The sequence below is a fragment of the Ruminococcus intestinalis genome (assembly GCF_014288065.1).
Lineage (GTDB): Bacteria > Bacillota > Clostridia > Oscillospirales > Acutalibacteraceae > Ruminococcoides > Ruminococcoides intestinale_A.
Genome location: NZ_JACOPS010000004.1, coordinates 291,250 through 315,341, shown reverse-complemented (window position 1 = coordinate 315,341; position 24,092 = coordinate 291,250). Strand labels below are relative to the sequence as shown.

General features: G+C 39.2%; 20 protein-coding genes. 6 read left to right on the top strand and 14 right to left on the bottom strand.

Features of this window, described 5'->3' with window-relative positions; genetic code table 11:
- Positions 1-169: 169 nt before the first annotated feature.
- From H8R91_RS09820 to H8R91_RS09760, 13 genes are all read right to left on the bottom strand, one after another.
- Positions 170-1,324, bottom strand: a complete 1,155-nt coding sequence (locus tag H8R91_RS09820; RefSeq protein WP_186935885.1) for a 3-phosphoglycerate dehydrogenase family protein — start codon at positions 1,322-1,324, stop codon at positions 170-172.
- A 49-nt stretch (positions 1,325-1,373) separates the two neighbouring features.
- Positions 1,374-2,459: a 3-phosphoserine/phosphohydroxythreonine transaminase gene (gene serC / locus H8R91_RS09815; RefSeq protein WP_186935883.1), complete on the bottom strand. Its 1,086-nt coding sequence runs from the start codon at positions 2,457-2,459 to the stop codon at positions 1,374-1,376.
- Between the two features lie 131 nt (positions 2,460-2,590).
- Complete coding sequence (gene pyrF, locus H8R91_RS09810; RefSeq protein ID WP_186935881.1) at positions 2,591-3,523, bottom strand: orotidine-5'-phosphate decarboxylase; 933 nt, start codon at positions 3,521-3,523, stop codon at positions 2,591-2,593.
- Positions 3,524-3,640: 117 nt separating this feature from the next.
- The gene (locus H8R91_RS09805) at positions 3,641-3,892 is read right to left on the bottom strand and encodes an ASCH domain-containing protein (RefSeq protein WP_207722757.1); all 252 of its coding nucleotides are present in this window, start codon (positions 3,890-3,892) and stop codon (positions 3,641-3,643) included.
- An 11-nt stretch (positions 3,893-3,903) separates the two neighbouring features.
- The gene (locus tag H8R91_RS09800; protein ID WP_186935879.1) at positions 3,904-4,881 is read right to left on the bottom strand and encodes an aldolase catalytic domain-containing protein; all 978 of its coding nucleotides are present in this window, start codon (positions 4,879-4,881) and stop codon (positions 3,904-3,906) included.
- Between the two features lie 35 nt (positions 4,882-4,916).
- Positions 4,917-6,188 (bottom strand): dihydroorotase, encoded by a 1,272-nt coding sequence (locus H8R91_RS09795; RefSeq protein ID WP_186935972.1) that lies wholly within the window; start codon positions 6,186-6,188, stop codon positions 4,917-4,919.
- A 15-nt stretch (positions 6,189-6,203) separates the two neighbouring features.
- The gene (locus tag H8R91_RS09790; RefSeq protein WP_186935877.1) at positions 6,204-8,123 is read right to left on the bottom strand and encodes a hypothetical protein; all 1,920 of its coding nucleotides are present in this window, start codon (positions 8,121-8,123) and stop codon (positions 6,204-6,206) included.
- 229 nt (positions 8,124-8,352) lie between these two features.
- Complete coding sequence (gene glmS, locus H8R91_RS09785) at positions 8,353-10,182, bottom strand: glutamine--fructose-6-phosphate transaminase (isomerizing) (RefSeq protein WP_022234436.1); 1,830 nt, start codon at positions 10,180-10,182, stop codon at positions 8,353-8,355.
- A 34-nt stretch (positions 10,183-10,216) separates the two neighbouring features.
- Complete coding sequence (locus H8R91_RS09780) at positions 10,217-12,085, bottom strand: polysaccharide biosynthesis protein (protein ID WP_186935875.1); 1,869 nt, start codon at positions 12,083-12,085, stop codon at positions 10,217-10,219.
- A 426-nt stretch (positions 12,086-12,511) separates the two neighbouring features.
- Positions 12,512-13,249, bottom strand: a complete 738-nt coding sequence (locus H8R91_RS09775; RefSeq protein WP_186935873.1) for a hypothetical protein — start codon at positions 13,247-13,249, stop codon at positions 12,512-12,514.
- Positions 13,250-13,264: 15 nt separating this feature from the next.
- Positions 13,265-13,534 (bottom strand): hypothetical protein, encoded by a 270-nt coding sequence (locus H8R91_RS09770; RefSeq protein ID WP_186935871.1) that lies wholly within the window; start codon positions 13,532-13,534, stop codon positions 13,265-13,267.
- Between the two features lie 506 nt (positions 13,535-14,040).
- A complete protein-coding gene (locus H8R91_RS09765) occupies positions 14,041-16,431 on the bottom strand; it encodes a homocysteine S-methyltransferase family protein (RefSeq protein WP_186935867.1) in 2,391 nt (796 codons plus the stop codon).
- Complete coding sequence (locus H8R91_RS09760) at positions 16,421-17,065, bottom strand: methionine synthase (RefSeq protein ID WP_186935865.1); 645 nt, start codon at positions 17,063-17,065, stop codon at positions 16,421-16,423. Before H8R91_RS09760 ends, H8R91_RS09765 begins: the two co-directional genes overlap by 11 nt.
- Before the next feature lie 278 nt (positions 17,066-17,343).
- Here H8R91_RS09760 and H8R91_RS09755 point away from each other — a divergent pair, with 278 nt between their 5' ends.
- The 5 genes from H8R91_RS09755 to H8R91_RS09735 all read left to right on the top strand — a co-directional run bounded on the left by H8R91_RS09755 (position 17,344) and on the right by H8R91_RS09735 (position 23,376).
- The gene (locus H8R91_RS09755) at positions 17,344-18,324 is read left to right on the top strand and encodes a peptidylprolyl isomerase (protein WP_243237815.1); all 981 of its coding nucleotides are present in this window, start codon (positions 17,344-17,346) and stop codon (positions 18,322-18,324) included.
- A gap of 10 nt (positions 18,325-18,334) precedes the next feature.
- The gene (locus tag H8R91_RS09750) at positions 18,335-19,180 is read left to right on the top strand and encodes an HAD family hydrolase (RefSeq protein WP_022234443.1); all 846 of its coding nucleotides are present in this window, start codon (positions 18,335-18,337) and stop codon (positions 19,178-19,180) included.
- A gap of 185 nt (positions 19,181-19,365) precedes the next feature.
- Positions 19,366-20,292: an AAA family ATPase gene (locus H8R91_RS09745; RefSeq protein WP_022234444.1), complete on the top strand. Its 927-nt coding sequence runs from the start codon at positions 19,366-19,368 to the stop codon at positions 20,290-20,292.
- 10 nt (positions 20,293-20,302) lie between these two features.
- Positions 20,303-21,265, top strand: a complete 963-nt coding sequence (locus H8R91_RS09740) for a DUF58 domain-containing protein (protein ID WP_186935863.1) — start codon at positions 20,303-20,305, stop codon at positions 21,263-21,265.
- Complete coding sequence (locus H8R91_RS09735; RefSeq protein WP_186935861.1) at positions 21,262-23,376, top strand: transglutaminase-like domain-containing protein; 2,115 nt, start codon at positions 21,262-21,264, stop codon at positions 23,374-23,376. The genes H8R91_RS09740 and H8R91_RS09735 overlap by 4 nt, the downstream gene beginning before the upstream one ends.
- A gap of 50 nt (positions 23,377-23,426) precedes the next feature.
- On the opposite strand, the gene H8R91_RS09730 is transcribed toward H8R91_RS09735, so the two are convergent.
- On the bottom strand, positions 23,427-23,615 hold the full coding sequence (locus H8R91_RS09730) for a DUF1540 domain-containing protein (protein ID WP_022234447.1): 189 nt from the start codon (positions 23,613-23,615) through the stop codon (positions 23,427-23,429).
- Positions 23,616-23,749: 134 nt separating this feature from the next.
- On the opposite strand from H8R91_RS09730, the gene H8R91_RS09725 reads away from it, so the two are divergent.
- Positions 23,750-24,085 carry a hypothetical protein gene (locus H8R91_RS09725; protein WP_022234448.1) on the top strand — a complete coding sequence of 112 codons (336 nt, stop codon included), beginning with the start codon at positions 23,750-23,752 and terminating at the stop codon, positions 24,083-24,085.
- The last annotated feature ends 7 nt before the right edge of the window (positions 24,086-24,092 follow it).

The window sequence follows — 24,092 nt, the reverse complement described above, 5'->3', positions numbered from 1 at the left end:
CCTCAATTCAAAAAAATTCTTTATCAAAAATTGTGGGAAAGTATGGTTTAGCGCACGAGTTAAACCATAATCTATTAATGTTACCCAAACATTTAGAAAACATTAAAACAAAACTTTAAAAGGGCGACAGAATAGCTCTGCCGCCCTATGACTTCATTATATTATGCTTTTAGATAGCACGAACACGGATTACACCTTCAATAGCTGCAATAGCGGCAGCATTTTCAGGGTTACCGCCTGCAACATCAATAATTGCATAAGCGTAGTCGCCACGGCTCTTTGAAAGCATATTTTCTACATTGCCTTTTACCTCTGAAAGTACCTTCTTAAGAAGTTCAGGTACATTCTTGTGCATTACGCAGAAACGAACATTCTCTGTATTTGTTCTTGCAAGTGAAAGTGCAGGATAGTTTACAGAATTTACGATGTTACCGTTTTCGAGGTACTCTTTAAGCTCATCGCAAGCCATAATTGCGCAGTTATCTTCACTTTCGGGAGTTGATGCACCGAGATGTGGAAGACAAATGATATTCTCTTCGCCGATAATATCATCAGTTGCAAAGTCTGTTACATACTTAGCAACCTTACCGCTCTTAACAGCCTCAAGAACAGCTGTTGAATTTACAAGACCGTCACGGCTGAAGTTGAGAATACGAACGCCGTCTTTCATCTTAGCAATCATATCTGCATCAACCATATCCTTAGTGTCAGCTGTAAGAGGAACATGGATTGTAAGGTAATCACAGTTTACCATTACATCTTCGCCGCTCTTCATAAGCTTAACGGCAGGATTGAGCTTTAATGCGTTTGTTACAGACATAAACGGATCAAAACCGATTACATCCATACCGAGTGCAACGGCACAGTTGGCAACAAGAATACCTATAGCGCCAAGACCGATAACACCGAGAGTTTTGCCCTTAATTTCAGGACCTACAAACTGGCTCTTGCCTTTTTCTACCATCTTACCTACTGCGTCACCGTTACCTTTGAGTGTCTTTGCCCAGTCTGCACCCTCCATTACTCTTCTTGAAGAGAGTAAAAGACCTGCAATTACAAGCTCTTTAACAGCATTTGCATTAGCACCCGGAGTATTGAAAACCACAATACCCTTTTCAGAACAAACATCTTTAGGAATGTTGTTTGTACCTGCGCCTGCTCTTGCAATGGCAAGGAGATTATCTTCAAACTGCATATCGTGCATAGCGGCACTTCTTACGAGAACTGCATCAGGATTCTGAACATCGTCACCGTAAGCGTAATTGTCGCCAAGGCGGCTTGTGCCAACGGCAGCAATTTTATTGAGAGTAAGTATATTAAACATTGTATTCATCCTCTTTTATTTTATTTAAAGCAGATTGTTTGAGCAAAAATTACTTGTTTTCTGCCTCAAACTTCTTCATAAAGTCAACAAGAGCAACTACACCCTCATATGGCATAGCATTGTAGATAGAAGCTCTCATACCGCCAACTGTACGGTGACCCTTGATGTTTACAAGACCTGCCTCTGTTGCCTCTTTAACAAACTTAGCGTCAAGGTCAGGATTGCCTGTTACGAACGGAACATTCATAAGTGAACGATCCTCAGGAACAACAGTACCCTTAAAGAGTTCTGAATTATCAAGGAAGTCATAAAGAAGTTTAGCCTTTTTCTCGTTAAGCTCTTTCATCTTATCAAGACCGCCAACCTCATTCTTAATCCACTCAAGAACAAGCTTTGCAATATAAATTGTGTAGCAAGGAGGTGTGTTGAAAAGTGAATCTGCGTCAGCGTGAGTCTTATAGTTAAGCATTGTAGGACAAATATCCATAGCATTGCCGATAAGGTCCTCACGAACAATAGCGATTGTAAGACCTGCCGGAGCCATATTCTTCTGTGCACCTGCAAAAAGTGCGCCGAACTTAGTTACATCAATAGGCTCTGAAAGAATACAAGATGAAATATCTGCAATAAGCGGAATATCGCCTGTATCCGGAAGTTCGTGATAAACAGTACCGTAAATAGTATTGTTCATACAAATATACACATAGTCGGCGTCCTCTCTGAACATTGACTTATCTGTCTTAGGAATATAAGAGAAAGTTTTATCCTCCGAAGAAGCAACAGCCTTAGCGTCGCCATAGCGAGCAGCCTCTTTGTAAGCTTTTTTAGCCCACTGACCTGTGATTATGTAGTCAGCCTTATTGTTCTTGTTCATAAAGTTGAGTGCTACCATAGCAAACTGTGTAGAACCGCCGCCCTGGAGGAACATAACCTTGTAGTTGTCAGGAATGTTCATAATCTCACGAAGTAAAGCTTCGGCGTCCTTAATGATTTTATCATATGTTTTGCTGCGGTGTGACATTTCCATTACACTCTGTCCGCTGCCCTGATAATCAAGCATTTCATCTGCTGCTGTCTTTAATACTGCCTCCGGAAGCATTGAAGGACCGGCAGAAAAGTTATATACTCTTGCCATATTAAAAATCTCCCTTGAAAATATATTTTATTTACAGTTTTAACTAATACTGACTATTAAATTATACCGCCAACTTTTAGCAAAGTCAACAATATTTGGTGTTTAATACATAAAAATAACAATTTATTGTATTATTTCTTAATTTTGCCTATGCAACCGATAATTTCGTCACGCATACGAACCGCCTCGTTGTAAGCAGCCTTTGCAAAATCATTCTCGGTAAGGCCCTGTTTTTTCCATGCGCACATAATACCACGGCTTGAATTGATGATTGCGCCAAGACCGTTTTCATCAAATGCGTTTTTAACATCATTTGCACCGCCGCCCTGTGCACCATAACCCGGTACAAGGAAAAATGTGTGCGGACATTTAGCTCTCATTTCGGCAAGCTGTTCGGGATATGTTGCACCGACTACTGCACCGACACCCGAGTAACCGTATTTGCCCTCAAGCTCTGTTCCCCACTCTTCGCACATTTTACCCATTTGCTCATAAACAGTTGTGCCGTCATCAAGTTTCTTATCCTGTAATTCGCCTGAACTTGGGTTAGATGTCTTAACAAGTACAAAAATGCCCTTATCACCGCTCTTGCAGATATTAACAAGCGGTTTGATACCGTCTGTGCCGAGGTAACCGTTTACTGTAAGTGCGTCTGCACCAAAAGCCTCTACCTCTTCGCCTGCAACTGTGGTTGAGCCAAGGTGAGCGGCAGCGTAAGCCTCCATTGTTGTACCGATGTCGTTACGCTTACCGTCTGTAATAACAAACATACCCTTTGACTTTGCATATGCGATAGTGTCTGCAAGTGCCTTAACGCCCTGCCAACCGTACATTTCGTAGTAAGCAGCCTGTGGCTTGATTGCAGGAACTACCTCATAAAGAGCGTCAATAAGAGCCTTGTTGAACTCAAACAAAGCGGCAGCCGCACCCTCAAGAGTTTTGCCGTACTTTGCAAAGCACTCCTCTTTGATAAATTCAGGTACATAGTCAAGCTTTGGATCAAGACCTGCAACTGTAGGATTCTGCATTTCTGCGATTTTATCAATAAGTCTGTCAAATGCCATTTTTTACTCTCCTTTTAAATTCAGTAATAACGCTTACGATATTACTTTTATCTCTATTCCCAATACGCCGTATTTTTCCTGCTGTTTTGCCGAATAATATGCAAGCATATCTTCGGGTCAGGCAGTCTTTACATCTTCCTTTGTATACCCGCATTTAAGTAAAGGAAGAACAGCGTATAATTCTTCAAAAGACTTAAATTTATAAATATTAACAATTTCCGTTTTTAATGTTTTTCGGTTGTCTTCCGTATTTATAAAAGTAATTTCATCTCCGACATTAATCAGTCTGCGTTTTTCATCATTAAGCCTTAACTCAATGGTTTTTTCTCCGCTTGCTATCATTTTGAACGGCAAGGGATTTAATCTCATTATATGCTGCATCAGCTGTTGATAATGTCAAAAAGCTCGTGAGCAAAGTTTGTATAATCTTTTCTGTCATCTTTAACAAACGAAATAGCCGGACGAGGGTGAGTGTTATACTGACCTGTAAGCATATAAGGAACATCGTATCCCCACTTAACTCCGCTTTCTCTGAACTGCTGTGTATACTCAAGCATTTTGAGAATCGGGTCAACCTTGTACTTAGGATTTTTGAGGAAACCTAAGAGTAGCTCAAGTGCGCAGTTACCTGCACCTCTGCCCATACCGTCTACTGTTGCGTCAAGGTAGCTGACACCCTGTGTCATTGCCTCAATAGTATTTGCGAAAGCAAGCTGCTGGTTGTTGTGTGCATGAATACCGACTGCCTTGCCGTACTTTTCACCGTATGAACAATATAACTCTGCGAGTTTTCTTGATTCTTCGGGATATAAAGCGCCGTAGCTGTCTACAATGTAGAAAGCGTTAACAGGGCTTTTTCCGAGAATATCAAGAGCTGTAATAATATCCTCTGTTCTTGCCTTTGAAACAGCCATAATATTGATAGTTGTTTCGTAACCTTTCTTTGCACAATCCTCAATCATCTCTACCGCTGCAGGAATTGTGTTGATATATGTTGCAATTCTTACAAGGTCAATCGGACTTTCGTTCTTTGGAAGAATGTCATTCTTAAAATCTGTTCTGCCAACATCAGCCATAACTGCAATCTTAAGGTCTGTATTGTTCTCTCCGACAATCTCTCTGATGTCATCGTCGTTACAGAACTTCCACTTACCAAAATCTTTTTCGTTGAAAAGTTCCTTAGATGCCTTGTAGCCGAACTCCATATAGTCAACGCCTGCTTTTACATTTGCGTTATATAAAGCCTTAACAAATTCGTCGGGGAACTCAAAATTATTACAAAGTCCGCCGTCACGAATTGTAGCGTCAACAACTCGTATATCTTCTCTTACTGATAACAAATCACCTTTTTGTGCCATTTTGCCAAATCTCCTTTAATCTGCGAGCGCTCCGATTATTTATCTTCAAATACGGTTTTTCCGCCCAAAATTGTATATTTAACCTTTCCGCAGAGCGTTTTGCCCTTGAAAGGAGTATTTTTACTCTTGCCGTGCAATTTATCTACATCAACAACCCATTCTTCGTTCAAATCAACGAGAGCAAGGTCTGCAGGCACACCGACTTTGATATGTCCTGCATTGATTCCGAGAATTTCGGCAGGATTTGTGCTCATCTTTTCAACAAGCTCCGAAATTGTAAGAAGTCCTGTTTTTACAAGATATGTGTATGATACCGCAAATGAAGTTTCCATACCGATAGAACCGTTCGGTGCTTTTTCAAAATCGGACTTTTCTTCCGGTGTATGCGGTGCGTGGTCGGTTGCAATAGCGTCAAGCGTACCGTCTTTAAGACCGCTTATTATTTCAACAACATCTTCATGTGTGCGGAGAGGCGGATTCATTCTGAAATCTGCGTCCTTTGCAAGCAATTCTTTTTCTGTCATTGAGAAATAGTGCGGTGCGGTTTCTGCCGTAACCTTAACCCCTCTTCTCTTTGCATCTCTTACAAGTGCAACGCTTGTCTTTGTGCTGACATGACAAATGTGTATTGGCACATCAAGCGCCGCCGCAAGTGCAATTTCTCTTGCGGTACCGCAATCCTCTGCTGCGGCAGGAATACCCTTTACGCCGAGATTTTTGCTTACTTCGCCGCCGTTGATTTTACCGCCGTCTGCAAGGAAAAGATCCTCGCAGTGTGCAACAACCGTCATACCGAGCTGCGGAGCTTTTTTCATTGCCTCGCTTAAATACTTTGTGTTTTCAACCGGTCTGCCGTCATCCGAAAGAGCAATTGCACCTGCTGATTTAAGTTCTTCAATATCGGTCGGTTCAAGACTTTTGAGTCCCTTTGTAATACTGCCTGCCACATAAACATTGGCGTCGGCATTCTTTGCCTTATCAAGAATATATTTTACGGTTTCGGCATTATCCGTAGTAGGGATTGTGTTAGGCATTGCAAGTAAACTTGTAACACCGCCCGCAGCAGCTGCTTTACAGCCTGATATAATATCCTCTTTGTGAGTTTGACCGGGGTCACGAAGATGTACATGCATATCCACAAGACCCGGAATAAGTGTTAAGCCGTCTGCATCAATCACATTTCCCTCTGTAGAGATGTTCTCTGCAATTCTTGTGATTTTGCCGTCTTTTACAAGAACATCGGCAACTTTGTCAAGTCCATCTGACGGTGAAACTATGTGTGCGTTTTTAATTACTAAAGTATTTATTTTAATCACCTCTGATTACTTTCTTCTGTTATTGTTCTGCTGTGGTTTTCTGTTTGGTGTTCTGCGAGCTGACTGAGATGCTCTGCCGTTAGGCTGCGGTCTTCTCTGTGTGGCGCTGTGTACCTTTACAAGACCGTTGCCGTCACGCCTTTGCGCAGCCTGCTGTTTTCTCACACGCTCTCTTTCTCTGCGTTCGAGTTCAGCTTTTTTACGCTTTTTAGCAGCATGCTTACGCTTTATAAGTCTTGAAACATTTGTGCAGAAATATCCGCAGTGTACAAAGAAATTCTTTATTCCGTTACCTGCTTTTTCCGCAGCCGCAATAAAGCTTTCTGCCTTATCGTTATCCACAGCGGTTTCAACCTCTACGGCACGCTTTTCTTCCTCTGAAAGAACATCGTAATCGACCGCATTTTTGAGGTCTGAACTGTCAACATCAATGATACCTACAATTCTTCTCGGCTTTTCCTCAAAGAAATCATAACCTTCATCAAAATCATCGGCTGTATTTTTTTCAGCCTCTCTTCTCAGTTCTTCCTCGTTTTCTTCTTCAACTTCATCTTCCGTTTCTTCTTCGTATTCAGATTCAACTTCTTCAATTGTTTCTTCTATTTCGTCTGTCGGTTCTTCTTCTGTTGAAATTTCTGCCTGTGCAGCTTCTTCGTATTTTCCGTCGTCCGAAATTACTTTTTCTTCCGATTGATTTTCAACGGTTGCATCGGTAGCATCCGCATCTGCCTCCTCGGTTATTTCCGAGTTTTCTTCAGCATCGTTTTCATCTTCGGGTTCGTCAACAGCCACGGTTTGAACGACCTCTTCGGTCTGTAAATCCTCCTTAGCCTCTTCAAGTCGGTCTTCAATTACTTCCTGCGGCTCAAGTTTTTCGGCACTTGTTTCTATTACTTCAACATCTGCGCCCTCATTCTTAAGCCTTTCTTTGCTCTCATTTACTATTTCGTCAATTTCATAATCCGAAACTGTCGGCTTTTCGTAAATCTTAACCTTTACTTCTTCTTCGTCAATGTCCTTGTAATCGTCAAAGAGGTCATCGTCTTTTCTGCCGCTGCTTATGTCGTTGTTTTCTTCTTTTAACTCATCATAAGCCTGATGAATGCTGACAATATCATCTTCCTGTAATTTTTTTACAGGTTTATTGTTTGATTTGTATTTATCGGTAAGTTCACGCAAAATTTTTTCGTTTTTGCTCTTTTTGTTTTTCTTTCTTGTCTTTTTACCTGCAATCATAACTATGATAAAAAGAATAATAACAACAGCAACTATACCTATGTAAACATATTTTGTAAAGTCGCTTTCCGGGTCAGCTTTTGCATTAAAAGTAACGGTTGAAAGAATTGACTTTAAAGTTTGATAATCGGCAGATGTAACATCGCCGCCGTTATGCTGAATAGTAATATTAATACTCATTCCGTCATAAACGGTGTTTGCCTGATAAGTCTTGATTCTGTCACTGCCGCTCTCTACATTAAGGTCAAACATAAGCCATACAAGGTCTTGCGCCTGATCCGGCGTGCAACTGATATATTCCTCTTGAGAAATAAAACTTTCTCTCACTTCATAAAGTTTTTCGTCCGAAAGAAGTTTATAATTCTTAATACCCTCGCTGTCACCGTTGCGTGTCATAGTAACCGTGACCGTCGTGGTTGCCTGATTATCCATAGCCTGCATAAAAATATCACTGCTCTTGAAATCAGACATTGTTTTGTCATAATCAAGTCCGAAAACGGAAAAATACTTGTCGGTACTCTTGCTGTCCCTTGTTATGCCAAGCATATTGTCGGGCAGTTGAATTGTCATATTATCAAGTTTTTCAATCTGTATTTTACTGCCCGCCGCACTGCAAACAACGGCAGTGCAAGCAACAAGTGCCGCACAAACAAATGCTGTAAAAAATCTTTTTATATTTTTAGCTGTCATACTAAAAGCCTCCGAAAAGCAGAATATTCTGTCAATAAATCTATATACATCAATTATTATACATAATACAAGTAAAAAATACAAGTGCAAGGCGGTGTTTTAAGAGAATTTTTTTGAAATTTAAAGCGCTAAAGCGTTTGTTTTTTCCAATAAAGAAAACAAAAACCAAGTGACAGCTATTCCGTCACTTGGTTTTTATAATAAAATTTCTAATGTTTATTTTTGTAAATTACTCAACAGTAACTGATTTTGCAAGGTTTCTTGGCTTATCAGGGTCATTACCCTTATTGACCGCTGTGTAATAAGCAAGAATCTGGAGCGGAACAACCGCAGAAATCGGCATAAGAAGTTCATCTGTCTGCGGAACTTTAATAACATAATCCGCAATACCGTCCTCAAGAGTTCTTGCACAAGCCTCCGAGCAAACAAGAATATTCATAGCACCTCTCGACTTAACCTCAACAATATTACTGATAGTTTTTGCAATAAGGTCACTCTGTGTTGCAACAGAAATTACAGGCATACCGTCCTCAATAAGAGAAATTGTACCGTGCTTTAATTCACCTGCCGCATAGCTCTCGGAGTGAATGTATGATACTTCCTTAAGTTTAAGCGAACCTTCCATTGAAAGAGCATAGTCAAGACCTCTGCCAATGTAGAGCAAGCTGTCTGTTGTGATAAGTTTTGTCGCTACATACTTGCATTTTTCCTCTGTTGTTTCAATAACATACTTAACAGCTTCCGGCATTTTGAGAAGTGCAGACACAAGTCTTTTGCACTCTGCTTCGCTTACAGTTTCCTTTGCAAGAGCAAGCTCAAAGGCAAAAAGATACATAACGGAAAGCTGTGTAATATACGCTTTTGTCGACGCTACAGAAATTTCAGGGCCTGCAAGAGTATAAATAAGCATATCCGCCTCTCGTGCAATTGAACTTCCCTTTGCGTTTACAATAGCAAGAGTAGTTGCACCTTTCTGCTTTGCAAGGCGCATTGCGGCAAGGCTGTCGGCAGTTTCACCCGACTGCGAAATAATAATTACAAGGTCGCCTTCACCTACAATAGGATTTCTGTATCTGAACTCTGACGCAATATCAACTGTAACAGGTACTCTCGCAATACTTTCGATAATATATTTACCTACAAGACCGGCATGCATAGCTGTACCGCAGGCAACAACCGAAATTGATTTAAATTCTCTTAATTTTTCGAGTGTAATACCGCATTCTTCAAGGCAAGGCAATCCGGCTCTTACTCTCGGAGCAACGGTGGTTCTGATAGCTTCCGGCTGTTCTTTGATTTCTTTAATCATAAAATGCGGATAACCGCCCTTTTCGGCAGCCTCCATATCCCAATCCGCAACCTTTAACTCTTTTTCGATAGGGTCAAGGTGCTCATCTACAAATGAAACGCCGTCTGCTGTAAGTGTAGCAATCTCATCATGGTCGAGAAGATAGTAATTCTTTGTGTATTTAAGAATTGCAGGAACATCGGACGCAATAAAGGTTTCGCCGTCAGCTACGCCAACAATAAGCGGACTCTCTCTTCTTACGGCAAAAATTCTGTCCGGGAAATCTTTGAACATAATACCGAGAGCAAAAGAACCCTTAAGTTCAGCCATTACGCTGTCGATAGTTTCAAGCGGATTTCCGTTATACTTATAATCAAGTAGCTGTGCAACAACCTCGGTGTCTGTATCACTGAGGAAAGTTCTGCCCTTTGATGTTAAAAATTCTTTTAATTCAATGTAATTTTCAATAATTCCGTTATGAACAATGGTAACTCTTGCGCCGCTGTGCGGATGTGAGTTTACATCTGACGGCTCACCGTGAGTTGCCCATCTTGTATGGCCTATACCTACATGACCCTCCGGTTTACCCTCAACTGCCATCTTGTCAACAAGATTTTTAAGTTTACCTTTTGTTTTAACTGTTTCAATGCCGTTTTTTCCAAAAACAGCTATACCCGCTGAATCATAACCTCTGTATTCAAGCTTTGTGAGTGCGCTTACAAGCACATCACTGCAGTCTTTAGGTCCAACATATCCAACAATACCACACATTATGTATTCTCTCCTTTGCTGATGAATAAATATATCAGTTTGTCTTATGGTTAAAAGTAGGTACAAGATCCGCAAGAAGTTCTACCGTCTTTTCGCTGTCGTTGCTGTTAGCAACAACTTTAAGCTCATCAAGTTTTTTGAGCAGTTCTGCGGAATTGATATTTATCTGATTACCGATAAATATCTTTTCGTTTGCGGTAGACTTAAGTCCTTCTTCGTCCATCAAAAGTTCCTCAAAAAGTTTTTCGCCCGGTCTTAAGCCCGTGAAAACAATCGGAACATCTTTATATGGAATCTTGCCGTACATACGAATGAGATTTTCGGCAAGAGTTGTAATCTTTACGGGCGCACCCATATCAAGAACAAAAATCTCGCCGCCGTGAGCCATAGCGCCTGCCTCAAGGACAAGCGAAACAGCCTCGGGAATAGTCATAAAATATCTGATTATGTCAGGGTGAGTAACGGTTACAGGTGAACCGCTTTCAATCTGACGCCTGAACAGGGGAATAACCGAACCGTTTGACCCAAGAACATTACCGAAACGAGTTGTTACAAATTCGGTATGAGTGCTGTGCTGAGCCTTGTGCTGAATTATCATTTCACATGCTCTTTTGGTTGCACCCATAACATTGGTCGGATTTACAGCCTTATCGGTTGAAATCATAACAAATTTATCGGCTTTGTACTTTTCTGCAAGTGTTGCAACATTAAAAGTACCGAAAATATTATTTTTAACTGCCTCTTCCGGCACGGTTTCCATAAGAGGAACATGCTTGTGGGCAGCTGCGTGAAATACAAGCTGAGGACGATATGTTTTAAATATCAGTTCCATTTTGTCGTAATCACGGATAGATGAAATCAAAGTTACAAGATTAAGTTTGTTGCCGTACTCAAGCACAAGTTCCTGCTGAATATCATATGCGTTATTTTCGTATATGTCAACAATAATTACCTGCTTAGGCGAATACTTTGCAATCTGTCTTACAAGCTCGCTGCCTATAGAACCGCCGCCGCCTGTAACCATACAGATTTTTCCCGTAACCAATTCTTTTATTTCTTTTTTATCAAATTCAATCGGCTTTCTGCCAAGTAAGTCTGCAATTTTAATTTCTTTAGCCTGTGAAATAAGCTCTGTGTGCTTATCGTCAAACAAAAGCTCGCTCAAATAAGGAATTATCTTGATTTTACAAGTAGTTTCCGAGCAATAATCAAGGATTTTGCGCTTTTCCTCTTCTTCGCAAGACGGAACAGCCACAATAATATTTGTAATCTTTTTATCATTGCAAATCTTAGAAATTTCTCTGCAAAAACCGAGAACAGGCACACCGTTAATGCTTCTGTTAAGTTTTGTTTCATCATCATCAACAAAACCTACCGCAATAAGATTGCGTGCGGGACTGTTTTCGTCATAACTTGCATTCTGAATTTCGGTAAGAATCATTCTGCCTGCATTGCCTGCGCCAACAATAAGCGTACGCTCACAATTATCCGCTCTGCCAACTTCAATTAAATTAAGGAAAGTACGCTTAAATATAAATCGGAATAAGAGCACTCCGCCTGTTGCGAGAATTGCATATAAAGCAACAAACAAAACAGATTGCTGTATCTGCAAAATCGACATAATAAGATAGCCCAAAGCGAAGCCTGCGAACATCGCCAAACCGCAAACCAAGTAATCCTTTTCATTAAAGTATCGCCAAAGTCTTTTATACGCACCTGCACCGTACATAATAAGCATACACAGTGCTAAGTTTACTATTATTGTATATAACAGTCCTCTGCTTGCTTCCGAAAGTTCCGGAAATATAAGCGACATAGCAAAATCAAGCACAATACCGCTTACCACAATAATAAAAACATCAGCCAAAGCAAGAATAAGCTTACGATAATTTATTTTTTTCATTTTTTAATTGTCCCCTGCAAATTTTATCTGATTATATAAAATTTAATACAAACATATCGTCTAATTTTAAAATATTATACAAATTAACACACAATATTATACATCAAATTTAATTTTTTGTCAAATTGCAAAGCAATGCTCTTTTCTTATTTGCGTAGATAAAATATGTGTTTTTTTTACCTAATTTGACAAATACTTAATTTAGATATAATATAATTTTATAAACAATATAACATTATTCTTAAAGAAAGGACATTTTTATGAAGAAAACAAAGAAAAGACTACCTTTAATTATTTTTTCTGCTTTATTTGCTCTTGCAATAGTCATTGCTTAATTTTTTCAAAAATGAAGTTCAGAACACTCATCATCAAGAAATCACACTAAACTTCCATTATTGAAATCAATTTGATTAATTGCTATAGTAATCAGTTCTTCAATATTTGATAGCTATATAATTTTTTCATATTTTCACTTTTTCTTCTCTCAGCCTCTTCCAGCGCCTCATTATATAAACTCTTGTCAGAATATACTTTATCCCGAGGATATACAATACTTTCGATAATACCATGAAACAAATCATCATAAGCCATTTCTTTCGTATAGCCATCACCAACATTTCCTGCATCAATTTGTGCGTATAATTCATCCAGATGCTGCTGGAAATACGTTTGAAAATCATCATGGTTATCTGTTTTAATCAAGACAAGAGATTCCCCTTCAAAAGTATCACATGCGCGCAATTTATTAATCGAATATTCCTTTAAAAAATCAATAAAAGAATCTAAATCATAAACTCGATTGAATATAGGCATCAAACGTTCCTTCACATATAAAGCCGTCGCTGAAATAATCTCTTCCATTGTATCTTCGGTATATTCAAAACTTACTCTTGCTTCATTTCGTGGAAGGAATGAATTTAAATCCTGTCCAGCATACAATATTGATTTTTTATCGATAGAGGAATGATAGGTAGAAATAATTCCTGCAGTAAGGAAAAATCCTTTTGCCCCTTTATTCCATGCCGGAGCTGTTTTTACTCCAAAAAAAGCCATCAAATCTTCGTTGAGCATTTTAACAAAAACATTCAATTTTGAGCAATATCGAAAACCCTCTGTTTGAAATGTTTCACCAAAAATAAGTTTAAATTGTGAATTAAACGACATAAAAAATCTCCTTTGTTATAGTCCAAACGTCAACCTGTATGCAAGATAGAATGATGCGGCATCATCTGCAATTCCGCCACCACCTGTAATCACATCTTCTGCAAGTGTTCCTCCAACTATAAGAACAGCTGCTACAGTTCCCCAAAATTGTATCTCTTGTGATGGTTGATATTGCGGAACATATACATAGTTATCATATTTCTCTTCTTCAGGAACCGGCACTGGTACTGGTACTTCATCTGGTTGTTTTTTCTTGAAACTATATACTATAAGTCCATTATTCATATTCCATAAGTTTGCCTATATTTTGGTTATACAAATCGAAATACACAGTTCCTTCTCTCCCCCTTTTCTATCAAATTGACTTGTACAAAAACACTACTATTGTATGATATAATTCGTTATATTTCAATAATTTTCCACCTCTTTTATATCTTTTGCACTTTTGCAAAAAACGCAGTAACATCGTCATTATAACCGACAATGTATTAAAAGCATTTCATCCAGTTCCAATTGCCATTTTTATAATTTGTTATTAGTTGCCACCAGATTTTCTTTCCCTTGTATTTTCCCTTATGAGGGTTCGTAATCAAGGGTAAAATGATATAACACGATACAAGATGTGATGGACAGAACACCAATGAAAAGTTTAGCATTTTCAATGGATTAACGAGTTTTCCATAACAAAATATAACAGTTATTAAATGCTATAGATTTCGTCATTTGAGAACTGAAATTTGCATAATAAATATAACCAAGGGCAATTCCTGATTCGGAACTGCCCTTTTGTTTTAACCTAATACCTTTTTAGCCGTATCTACGCTTTCCTTAGCATCTCTGCAATAGTAGTCAGCGCCGATTTTCATAGCATATTCTTCCGTAAGTACAGCACCGCCGACAAAAATTACGCATTTACTGCTTCCGTCGGGATTCTGTAATTCTTTTGTTTCTCTTACAAGTTTGATTGTATCTTCCATACTCTTAAGGGTAGTTGTCATAAGAGCAGACAAACCAATCATCTTTATATCCTGCTCAATTGCAGTATCGACAACAAGTTGAGGGTCAACATCTTTACCGAGGTCAACAACCGTATAACCGTAGTTGTCAAGCAATACTTTTACAATGTTCTTTCCTATGTCGTGAATATCACCCTTAACGGTTGCAACAATGATTTTGCCCTTGCTTACGGTTTCTCCGCTTGTTTTGGAAATATGTGATTTAATTACATCAAAGCAAGCCTGTGCGGCATTTGCACTCTGAATAAGCTGAGGTAAAAAGATTTTGTTCTTTTCAAAACCCTCTCCTACCTTATCAAGGGCAGGAATAAGCATTTCGTTTACTATTTTCATTGCGTCGCCTGTTTCGGCAAGCATTTTTTCTGTAAGCAACGCACCTTCTTTTTTCAAGCCGTTGAAAACAGCGGTCATAATATCCAAATCGGATGCGGCAGAATTATTATTTGCGGCAGGTGCTTGCGCCGCATCGTTATATGCGGCAATAAAATCCATAGAGTTTTTATCAATACCGTCAAGCACACGGTATGCTCTTACCGCACCCGTAATAGAATCAATATTCGGGTTAATAATCGGTAAGTCAAGTCCCTCTTCAAGAGCCATAGTAAGGAAAGTTCTTGTAACAAGGTCACGATTCGGAAGTCCGAATGAAATATTTGAAACACCGAGACAGGTTTTACAGCCAAGTTCGGTTTTTACTCTGTGCAAAGCATTAAGCGTCTGTCTGCAGGCAGACTGTTCGGCAGAAACCGTCATCGTAAGGCAGTCGATAAACACATCTCTTCTGTCAATACCGATTGCCTCTGCCCTCTCTACAATTCTTTTTGCAATTTCAAATCTGCCCTCCGCTGTCTTTGGAATACCGTTTTCGTCAAGTGTAAGACCGACAACGCAAGCACCGTATTTTTTAACAAGCGGTAAAACCGTGCTAAGGCTTTTTTCCTCACCGTTTACCGAGTTTACAATCGGTCTGCCGTTATAAGCACGAAGTCCTGCCTCAAGTACATCGGGTTTGGTAGAGTCAATCTGCAGAGGTGCATCGCAAACACTCTGAATTGCTTTGAGCACACGCACCATCATCTGCTTTTCGTCAATTTCGGGATGACCTACATTGACATCAAGAATTTCCGCACCTGCGCCCGTCTGACTAAGTGCCTGTGTAAGAATGTAATCAATATTATTATCAACAAGTGCCTGTTTAAACAGCTTTTTGCCTGTAGGGTTGATTCTTTCGCCGATAATTCTCGGATGATTAACTTCAACAACAGAACTTGCACTGCATACTATTGTATCAACTTGACTTTTTGACGGCTGATATTTTTTATCTGCAAGAGCGTCTTTAAGAGCCTTTATATATTCGGGATTTGTACCGCAGCAGCCGCCGAGAACTTTAACACCGTACTTTAACAGTGACAGAGATGACTTTGCAAAATCATCGGGCATAACATCGTATTCATTGGTGTTAGGGTCCGGCAAACCTGCATTCGGTTTAATTACAATAGGAAGATTTGTGTACTTGGAAATCTCACTTACAATCGGCTCAAGATCATCAGGTCCAAGCGAACAGTTTACGCCGAGAGCGTCAACGCCGAGGTTTTCCATAGTTACGGCAAAAGCAGACGGCAATGTGCCTGTAAAAGTACGCATATTACGCTCAAATGTCATAGTGGTGAATATTGGCTTGTCGCTGTTCTCCTTTGCGGCAAGTACAGCGGCCTTAAGTTCATAAAGATCCGTCATAGTTTCAAAAACTATAACATCAGCGTCTTTACCTGCAAGGATAAGCTGTTTGTAATATTCATAAGCCTGTTCAAAAGTGAGCGAACCCGCAGGTTCGAGCAGCTGACCGATTGAACCGATGTCAAGGGCAACAAGCGCTCTGTCGCCGACAGCGTTTTTAGCAATGCTGATACCTGCTCCTACAATTTCTTCAACACTGTAGCCGCATCCCTCAAGTTTGTACGCATTCGCACCAAAGGTGTTTGCATAAACAACATCTGCGCCCGCATCTACATAAGCTTTATGAAATGACGCAATAAGTTCGGGATGTGTAATGTTAAGCGTTTCGGGCACTTCGTCATACTGTACACCGCTTTTTTGAATCATAGTGCCTGTCGCACCGTCAAGTATAATAAATTCTTTTTCCTTTAATAATTCTCTAAACCCCACAATGAAGTCCCTTTCTCCTGAATTTACAGGTTTCTCTCATATTACAGATGGCACAGCCACGCTTTTTTCTTTCTATAGGATTTTTTGAAAGTCCCAGCACCGCCGTAACAGACTTTGTCGGTGTAAGCAAAAAGTTATCGTTTGTGCAAAGTCCTATTTTCTTTGGCGCATCAAGCATTTGCAAAATTATTTTTTGCAATTCAATAGGATAATCTCCGTAGCCCGGACTGAATCGGAATGTCATATTATAATCGCTGTATTTTTCCGCAATTATCTTGTCAAAAGCATTGCAGACCTGCTCCACGGCAACACTTGCAAGGCTGTCCATTACCACAGCACGGGCCATATCGGAAATCTGCGAAATTCTGATGAGTTTGTCCACCTCTGAACCGACGGTGGCGCACATAACAATAGCTTTTTCACAACCGTTTAAGTGTGATTCTATATCTTTTCCACCCATAATCTGCGGGCACGGCAAATCCTTTTCTACATAAAGATATTTTGGCGACGCTTTTTCAAGTACAGCCTTTTCGCATTCATCCATCAGTACATCCATTCGGTAATTAAGCCTGATTCCCGCCCCTCCGAGATAACGCACTGCCTCGTTTCTGTTAAGTTTTTCTAATTCTATCATAGTATAACCCCTATACATTCAATGCAATCGGATTTATTTTAAATACTGCAAATCATTTAATAAAAACTCTCTGTTAAATCATAAATTCAAAACCGACCGCATAGCTATACTTTATTATTGTAACACACAAAGCATAATAAAACAATACAGGTATTTATTTTTTAAATCAATCTTAAAGAAGCCGCAAAAGCGGCTCATTTGCTTAAAAAGTTGCATTTTTTTTTAAAGTATGTTATGATAAAAATGTATAAATATGTACCGAAAGGAATCAATACACTATGAAATACAACAGAATTAAAAAAACTTTGTGCCTTATTGCGGCACTTGCACTTATTCCTGCATTTGCAGTCGGTTGCTCAAACGATAAAAGCGAATCCGAAAATTCAAAAGCAACAGAAGCAACTCCCGCTGCCGTTGCCACAATTGACGAAGCAAAAGTCGGACAGCCTGCCGTATCCGCACTTGAAGATATGGGCATTGTTCCGTCAACCGTAGGTATTAATCCTTCTATAAATTACGACAACAATAAAGTAGGTTTCCAGCTTGACGTTCCTAACGACGGCGACACTATTGCGATTATGCACACCTCAAAGGGTGACATAAAGCTCCGCCTTTTTGCGGACCAAGCGCCAAAAACCGTTACAAACTTTATTAATCTTGCCAAAGAGGGCAAATATGACAACACCATTTTCCACCGAGTAATCAATGATTTTATGATTCAGGGCGGTGACTACGAAAATGCCGACGGCACAGGCGGCACAAGCTCATACGGTGAAAGTTTTGAAGATGAATTCTGCGACAAACTCTTTAACATAAGAGGTGCGGTATCAATGGCAAACAGCGGTCCTGACACAAACGGAAGTCAGTTCTTTATCAATCAGACCACACCCGAAGCTTATAAAAACAACGGCGGTTTTTCTGCCTTTGAAAATCAGTGGGCAAACATTAAAGCACAGCTTGAAAATTATAAAGATTCCGAGCTTTTCTCCGCTTTTGTTCAGCAGTACGGCACATACTGCTACAACACAGATGTAATCAGTGATGACATCAAAAAGCTTTATGACGATAACGGCGGTAACCCATACCTTGACGGCGCTTACAACGCAGTTGACAGAGGTCATACCGTATTTGCACAGGTAATTGAGGGAATGGATGTAGTGGATTCAATCGCATCTGTAGCTGTTGACTCATCGACAAATAAACCTACGGAAGATGTAAAAGTAACTTCTGTAGAAATTACAACATATTCTGCCAATTAAGAGGATTATTATGAACGGAAAGCCTATTATTGCAATAATGTATGATTTTGATAAAACGCTTTGTACAAAAGATATGCAGGGATACGGCTTTATTCCGAGTCTTGGCATAACCGAGGAAGAGTTTTGGAATTACGCCAACGAAATCGGGCACAAGGAGCATATGGATTCAATCCTTGCATATATGTATGCAATGGTTAAAATATCTAAAGATAAGAACATTCCTTTATTAAGAGAAAAACTTGTTGAAACAGGCAAAAAAGTCGAACTTTTTGACGGAGTTTCAAAATGGTTTTCACGAATAAACAATTTCGGTAAAAAACTCGGCGTATGTGTCGAGCACTATGTTATTTCGTCCGGTCTTAAAGAGATTATCGAAGGTACGGATATTGCGAACGAATTTAAAAGTATTTTCGCCTGTGAATTTCTTTACGATGAAAACGGCAACGGAATATGGCCGAAAACCGATGTTAATTACACAAATAAAACTCAATTTGTGTACCGCATAAACAAAGGTGTTCTTGATGTTGCCAACGATAACGATCTCAACAAATCGATGCCCGACGACAGCAAGCGTATTCCTTTTTGCAATATGATTTATATTGGCGACGGTCTTTCCGATGTACCGTGTATGAAAATGATGAAAGCATACGGAGGATATTCCATTGCCGTATATCAAAAAAAAGACGCAAAAGTAGAAGATTTATTACAGCGTGGCAGAGTTGATTACATTTACCCTGCCGACTACAGCGAAAACAGCGGGCTTGACAATACTGTCAAAAATATAATTCAAAAAATGGCAATAAGTGAAACACTTTACCGTGAATATTCAAAACAAAAGCACGAAATTAACAACTGATATTTTTCAAAGGGAATCCTTGACGGGTTCCCTTTTTATTCTGCTATATTCTGTTTGTAAATATTTTGTATTTGTATTGCAGATTTTTGGAAAATAAGGTAATATATAATATATACAAATCATTTCACACAAAACACATATTTTATTTATAAATTAATCTAAAAAGTAGAAATTATGGTGAAAATATGAATGAATTTAAATCTGTTTTAAATGAAGTAAGAAAAGTTATTAACGGCAAAGACAGGGAAATTATTATTACAATGCTTGCTCTGCTCGCAAACGGCAATATTCTTATAGAGGATATACCGGGCGTCGGCAAAACCACTATGGCTCTTGCTTTTTCAAAGGCTCTCGGACTGAAGTACGGCAGAATACAGTTTACTCCCGATACTCTGCCGTCAGACATAACGGGATTTTCTTCTTTTAACAAAGAAAGCGGAAAAATGCATTTTAACAAAGGAGCTATTTTCTGTAATTTGTTTTTGGCGGATGAGCTTAACCGTACTTCAAGCCGTACTCAAGCGGCTTTGCTTGAGGCAATGGAAGAAAGGCAAGTTACCGTTGACGGACACAGTTATCAGCTTGAAAATCCTTTTTCCGTAATTGCAACCCAAAACCCTGTAGGTGCATCGGGTACACAACTTTTGCCTGACTCTCAAACCGACCGTTTTACAGTAAGAATTTCAATGGGATACCCTAATTTTGAGGCTGAATGTCAAATGCTTATTAACCGCAGTCGGCAAAACCCTCTTGATAAGGTAAAACAAGCAGTTACTGTTGAAGAACTTATTAATATGCAAAACAAAGTAAAAGAAGTTTTTGTAAGCGAAGATATGGCAAAATACATTGTAATGCTCGTAACAGCCACCAGACAGAACAGCCTTTTTGAAAGAGGTGCAAGTCCAAGAGCCGCACTTTCACTTAAAGATATGGCAAAGGCGGCGGCATTTGCGGATGACAGAGATTACATTGTTCCCCGTGACATTCAAAATATTTTTGTTGCTACCATAAGTCATCGTGTTATTTTGAGCGCAGAGGCAAACGCTAAAAAAATCAGCGTTACAAAAGCTCTTAATGAGATTTTGAGAACAACAAGGCAACCCAAAATTTAGTGAGGGAAAAATGATAAAGAACATACTTATATATATTGCGGTTCTTGCAATATCATTTTCGTTTGCGGTTTTTTATTATGCCTGGTTTTCCAATTTTCTGCTGATTGTTGTACTTTGTCTGCCTGTTCTTTCATTGTTATGCAGTCTGCCTTTTATGATTTATTCGGCCGTCAAAGGTTTTTCTCTTTATGCTTCCAAGGTCATTTATGCAGGCGATGATGTTGTAATTAATCTTGCGGCAAACAACCGCAACGGTCTTTTCTGCCCTTTGATTAAAGTTCTTGTTTACTCAAAGAACAGTTTTTGCGGCAAATCGAAAAAAACAGCGTTTAAATACAGCGGAATGATAAACAAGCCCGTAAATATTCCGCTTTCAAAAATCGGCAAAGATTGCGGATTAGTCGAAACACAAACAAGATGGCTTAAGATTTACGATATGCTCGGAATCTTTTTTATTCCCGTAAGGTTTAATACCGCAGCAGAAATACTTGTAATTCCTAAAACCGCAAATTGCAGCGAAGAAGTCCTGACGGGCAAACAAACTATTATAGGATACAAAAAGAAAGCCGGAGGCGGATTTTCTGATGATTACGAAATCAGAGAATACCGTGACGGCGACAATCTGCGTAATGTTCACTGGAAATTATCTGCCAAAAATGATGATTTAATGGTTCGAGAACCGAGCCTGCCGATTTACAAGAATTTTAAAATTATGCTTATGCTTGGCGACAACCCCGACAACAACAATAAAGTTTTGGCGAAATTTGCAGGCGTTTGCAAGAACGCAATAAAAAATGAAATTCCGTGTACGGTGTGTACTACCAAAAATGCAGGTGCATATCCCCTTACCCCTCAAACAAATATTTATTCCATATACAAAGCAATTTATACACGGCAAAATCTCGGTAACGCAGATACTTCAAATGCAGAAATTCACAGTATTTTTGCCGACTCCGAGGAGGTGGCAAAATGAAAAAATATTTGCTTTCCACTCTGGCAGACAGTATATGCATAGTTCTTTTGTCGGTCTGCCCCATACTCTGCTATGCAAGCGCATTTTCGGTTAAACTCGAAGCTTCGGTACTGATTATGGCGGCTGTATTATTTTCAATTGTTTTCAGCCTGCTGTCAGCCTTTGTAAAAAACAATTTGAAATATGCTTTATGTATGACAGTAATCGCTTTTGTGGCATTTTTGGTATTTGTTTTTGCAAATGAGCGTATTGTTGCACAGGCAAACTACGCAATTAACAAACTGCTTGAACTGTATTCGGTTTATCTTCCTGTTTACAGCAACATCAAATTTGCAAGTTATATAGCGAACGACGCTACAGGCTTCTTTGTTTTGCTGTCATTAATTCTGAACGGATTGTTTTCTTTCTTAATATCACGAATTAAATCAATCAAAATTGCAGGACTTTTGAGCATTGCTTTACTTGTACCCTGCTTTGTACTTGTAAACACTTTGCCCGACCTTGTACCGCTGCTTATAATATTTACAGTTCTGTTTGCGCTTTACTTTTCATCGCAGACAAGACAATTAAACTATGCACACAGCGGTGTAATAACTGCGGTTTGTGCCGTTATTTTGGCTGTACTCATTACTGTTTTGGCTGTAATAAATCCGGTTGCCGATTACGAAAGACCGAAGTGGCAGGATAATATGCTGAATGCAGTACAAACTCTCACGGGAATGAAAACTTACAACGGCAGTGGCAAAATCTCATCCGCTCTTGCCGAAGTAGGAAATAATGTCAGCTCCGAAGTAGATTTTTCAAATGCAGGCGCACTTACTCAAACAGGGAAAAAGGTTATGACTGTCACATCAAGTACAGACGGCAGAATTTACCTTAAGAGTATGGCATATGCAAATTACGAAAACAACAAATGGTCTGTACTTACCGATGAGCAGGCAGACAACTATCCGCAGGATTATCAATCCTTTATTATGACTATTATGACGCAGTATTTCGAAGAGGCAGAAACCGTAACCATTGACACCGTAAACAAAGAAAATGTTATTTACACACCCTATTATCTTAATTATATCAACAACAATTTTTCGCCTGTATGCGATGTGTTCATAGCAAACACCGACAAGGCAACAAACTACACTATGTTTGTTATACCGTATTCCGAGGAAAATATTAACGACTTTTCACGAATAGAAATAAGTGGCACCTCAAAATACGATGATTTTGCACAATGCTATTTATCTCTGCCAAACGATACCAAACAGGCAATGCTTGAAATTGCCGAGCGCAACAATATTAAAGATTTATCCAAGAGTGATATTTCTCAAACGGTTGCGGCGGTTAAGGACTTTGTTTCACATTCCGCATCGTATTCTCTCAATACACAAAAAGTACCCGACGGCAGAGATGTTGCAGAATGGTTTTTAAACGATGCCGAAACAGGTTATTGTATGCATTTTGCAAATGCCGCCGCCGTAATGTTGAGAGCCTTAGGCGTTCCCGCAAGATATGTAACAGGCTACTGCGCAAATGTAGTTGACGGCAAGGCGACAGTCACCTCAGACAATGCCCATGCTTGGGTGGAATACTTTGACGAACGAATCGGCTGGATTCCTCTTGACGCTACATCATCTGATTTTGAAGTGCCGCAAGCTACCGAATCAGTGCAAACAACAACGCAGGCACAGACAACCTCTCCTACCGTTCAGCCTACTACACAGGCACAAAATACTAAGCCTGTAAAAACAGAAGTAAAGGCAAAAATTTCAACACCTGCCATAATTGTTATAATTATTTTACTGATTATAGCTTTGGCAATCTTAAGAATTATTTTAATACGGTATTACAGAAAATACAGTTTTACTCACAAAGATTATAAATCAAGAGTAATCTGCATTTACAGATATTTAAATAAACTTTCCGTTCATGCAAAAGTCAGAATACCGAAAAAAATTGAAAATATCTGTACCAAAGCAAAGTTTTCCACGCACAATATTTCTGATGAAGAATATAAAATTGTTCTTAATTATGTATTAACATTCAGAAATAAAACAATCGGTAAAATGCCGATTGTTAAAAAGCTGTATTGCATAATAATTCTCGGTATATAAGTAAAAGCTGTACCCCGCAAAGGGATACAGCTTTTTGCTTTACCGCAAGATTACTTACAACCGCAACCCTGTTTTAACTCAAAACTCTGACAGTCTGTGCACTGACATACTGTTGGGTTTGATTCATGTGTACCAACCTTAATTGTTTCAAGTGAGCAGTAGTGTTCAGTCTCGTTGTTATGAGAACAGTTATTTACGGTGCATTTAATGCTACGGTTTACATAGGAGTTGTTCATCATTATAAATCACCTCATACATTATTAGCGAACACTGCGCCGTTGCAGTTCTGTTCGCCCTCTTATTGTCTGCAAAACAACAGTAAATATACCTCACCAAATTCACACTTAATAATAAAATATATTGAGGTGATTTTATGACAGCGATTTCAACTGCCATACTGATTATTTTTGCGGTTATGGGAATAATATACTGCGTAAGGGAAATTACATATTTCCTTTATAAAAACAAAAATAATTGCTCAATCATTATTGTTACTCCGCTTGAAGGAGAAAATCAAAATGCCGAATTTATTTTGCGTGGTGCGGCGTCAAGATTAAGATGGTTTTGTCGTGGCGGTAAAGACTGCATACTTTGCCTTGACTGCGATATGGACGAAGAAACCGAAAACATTTGTAAAGCCTTGTGCAAAGAATACGGATTTATTCGTATGATAAAAAAGACTGAACTTATACATCTTTTAAACGAATAATCGCAAG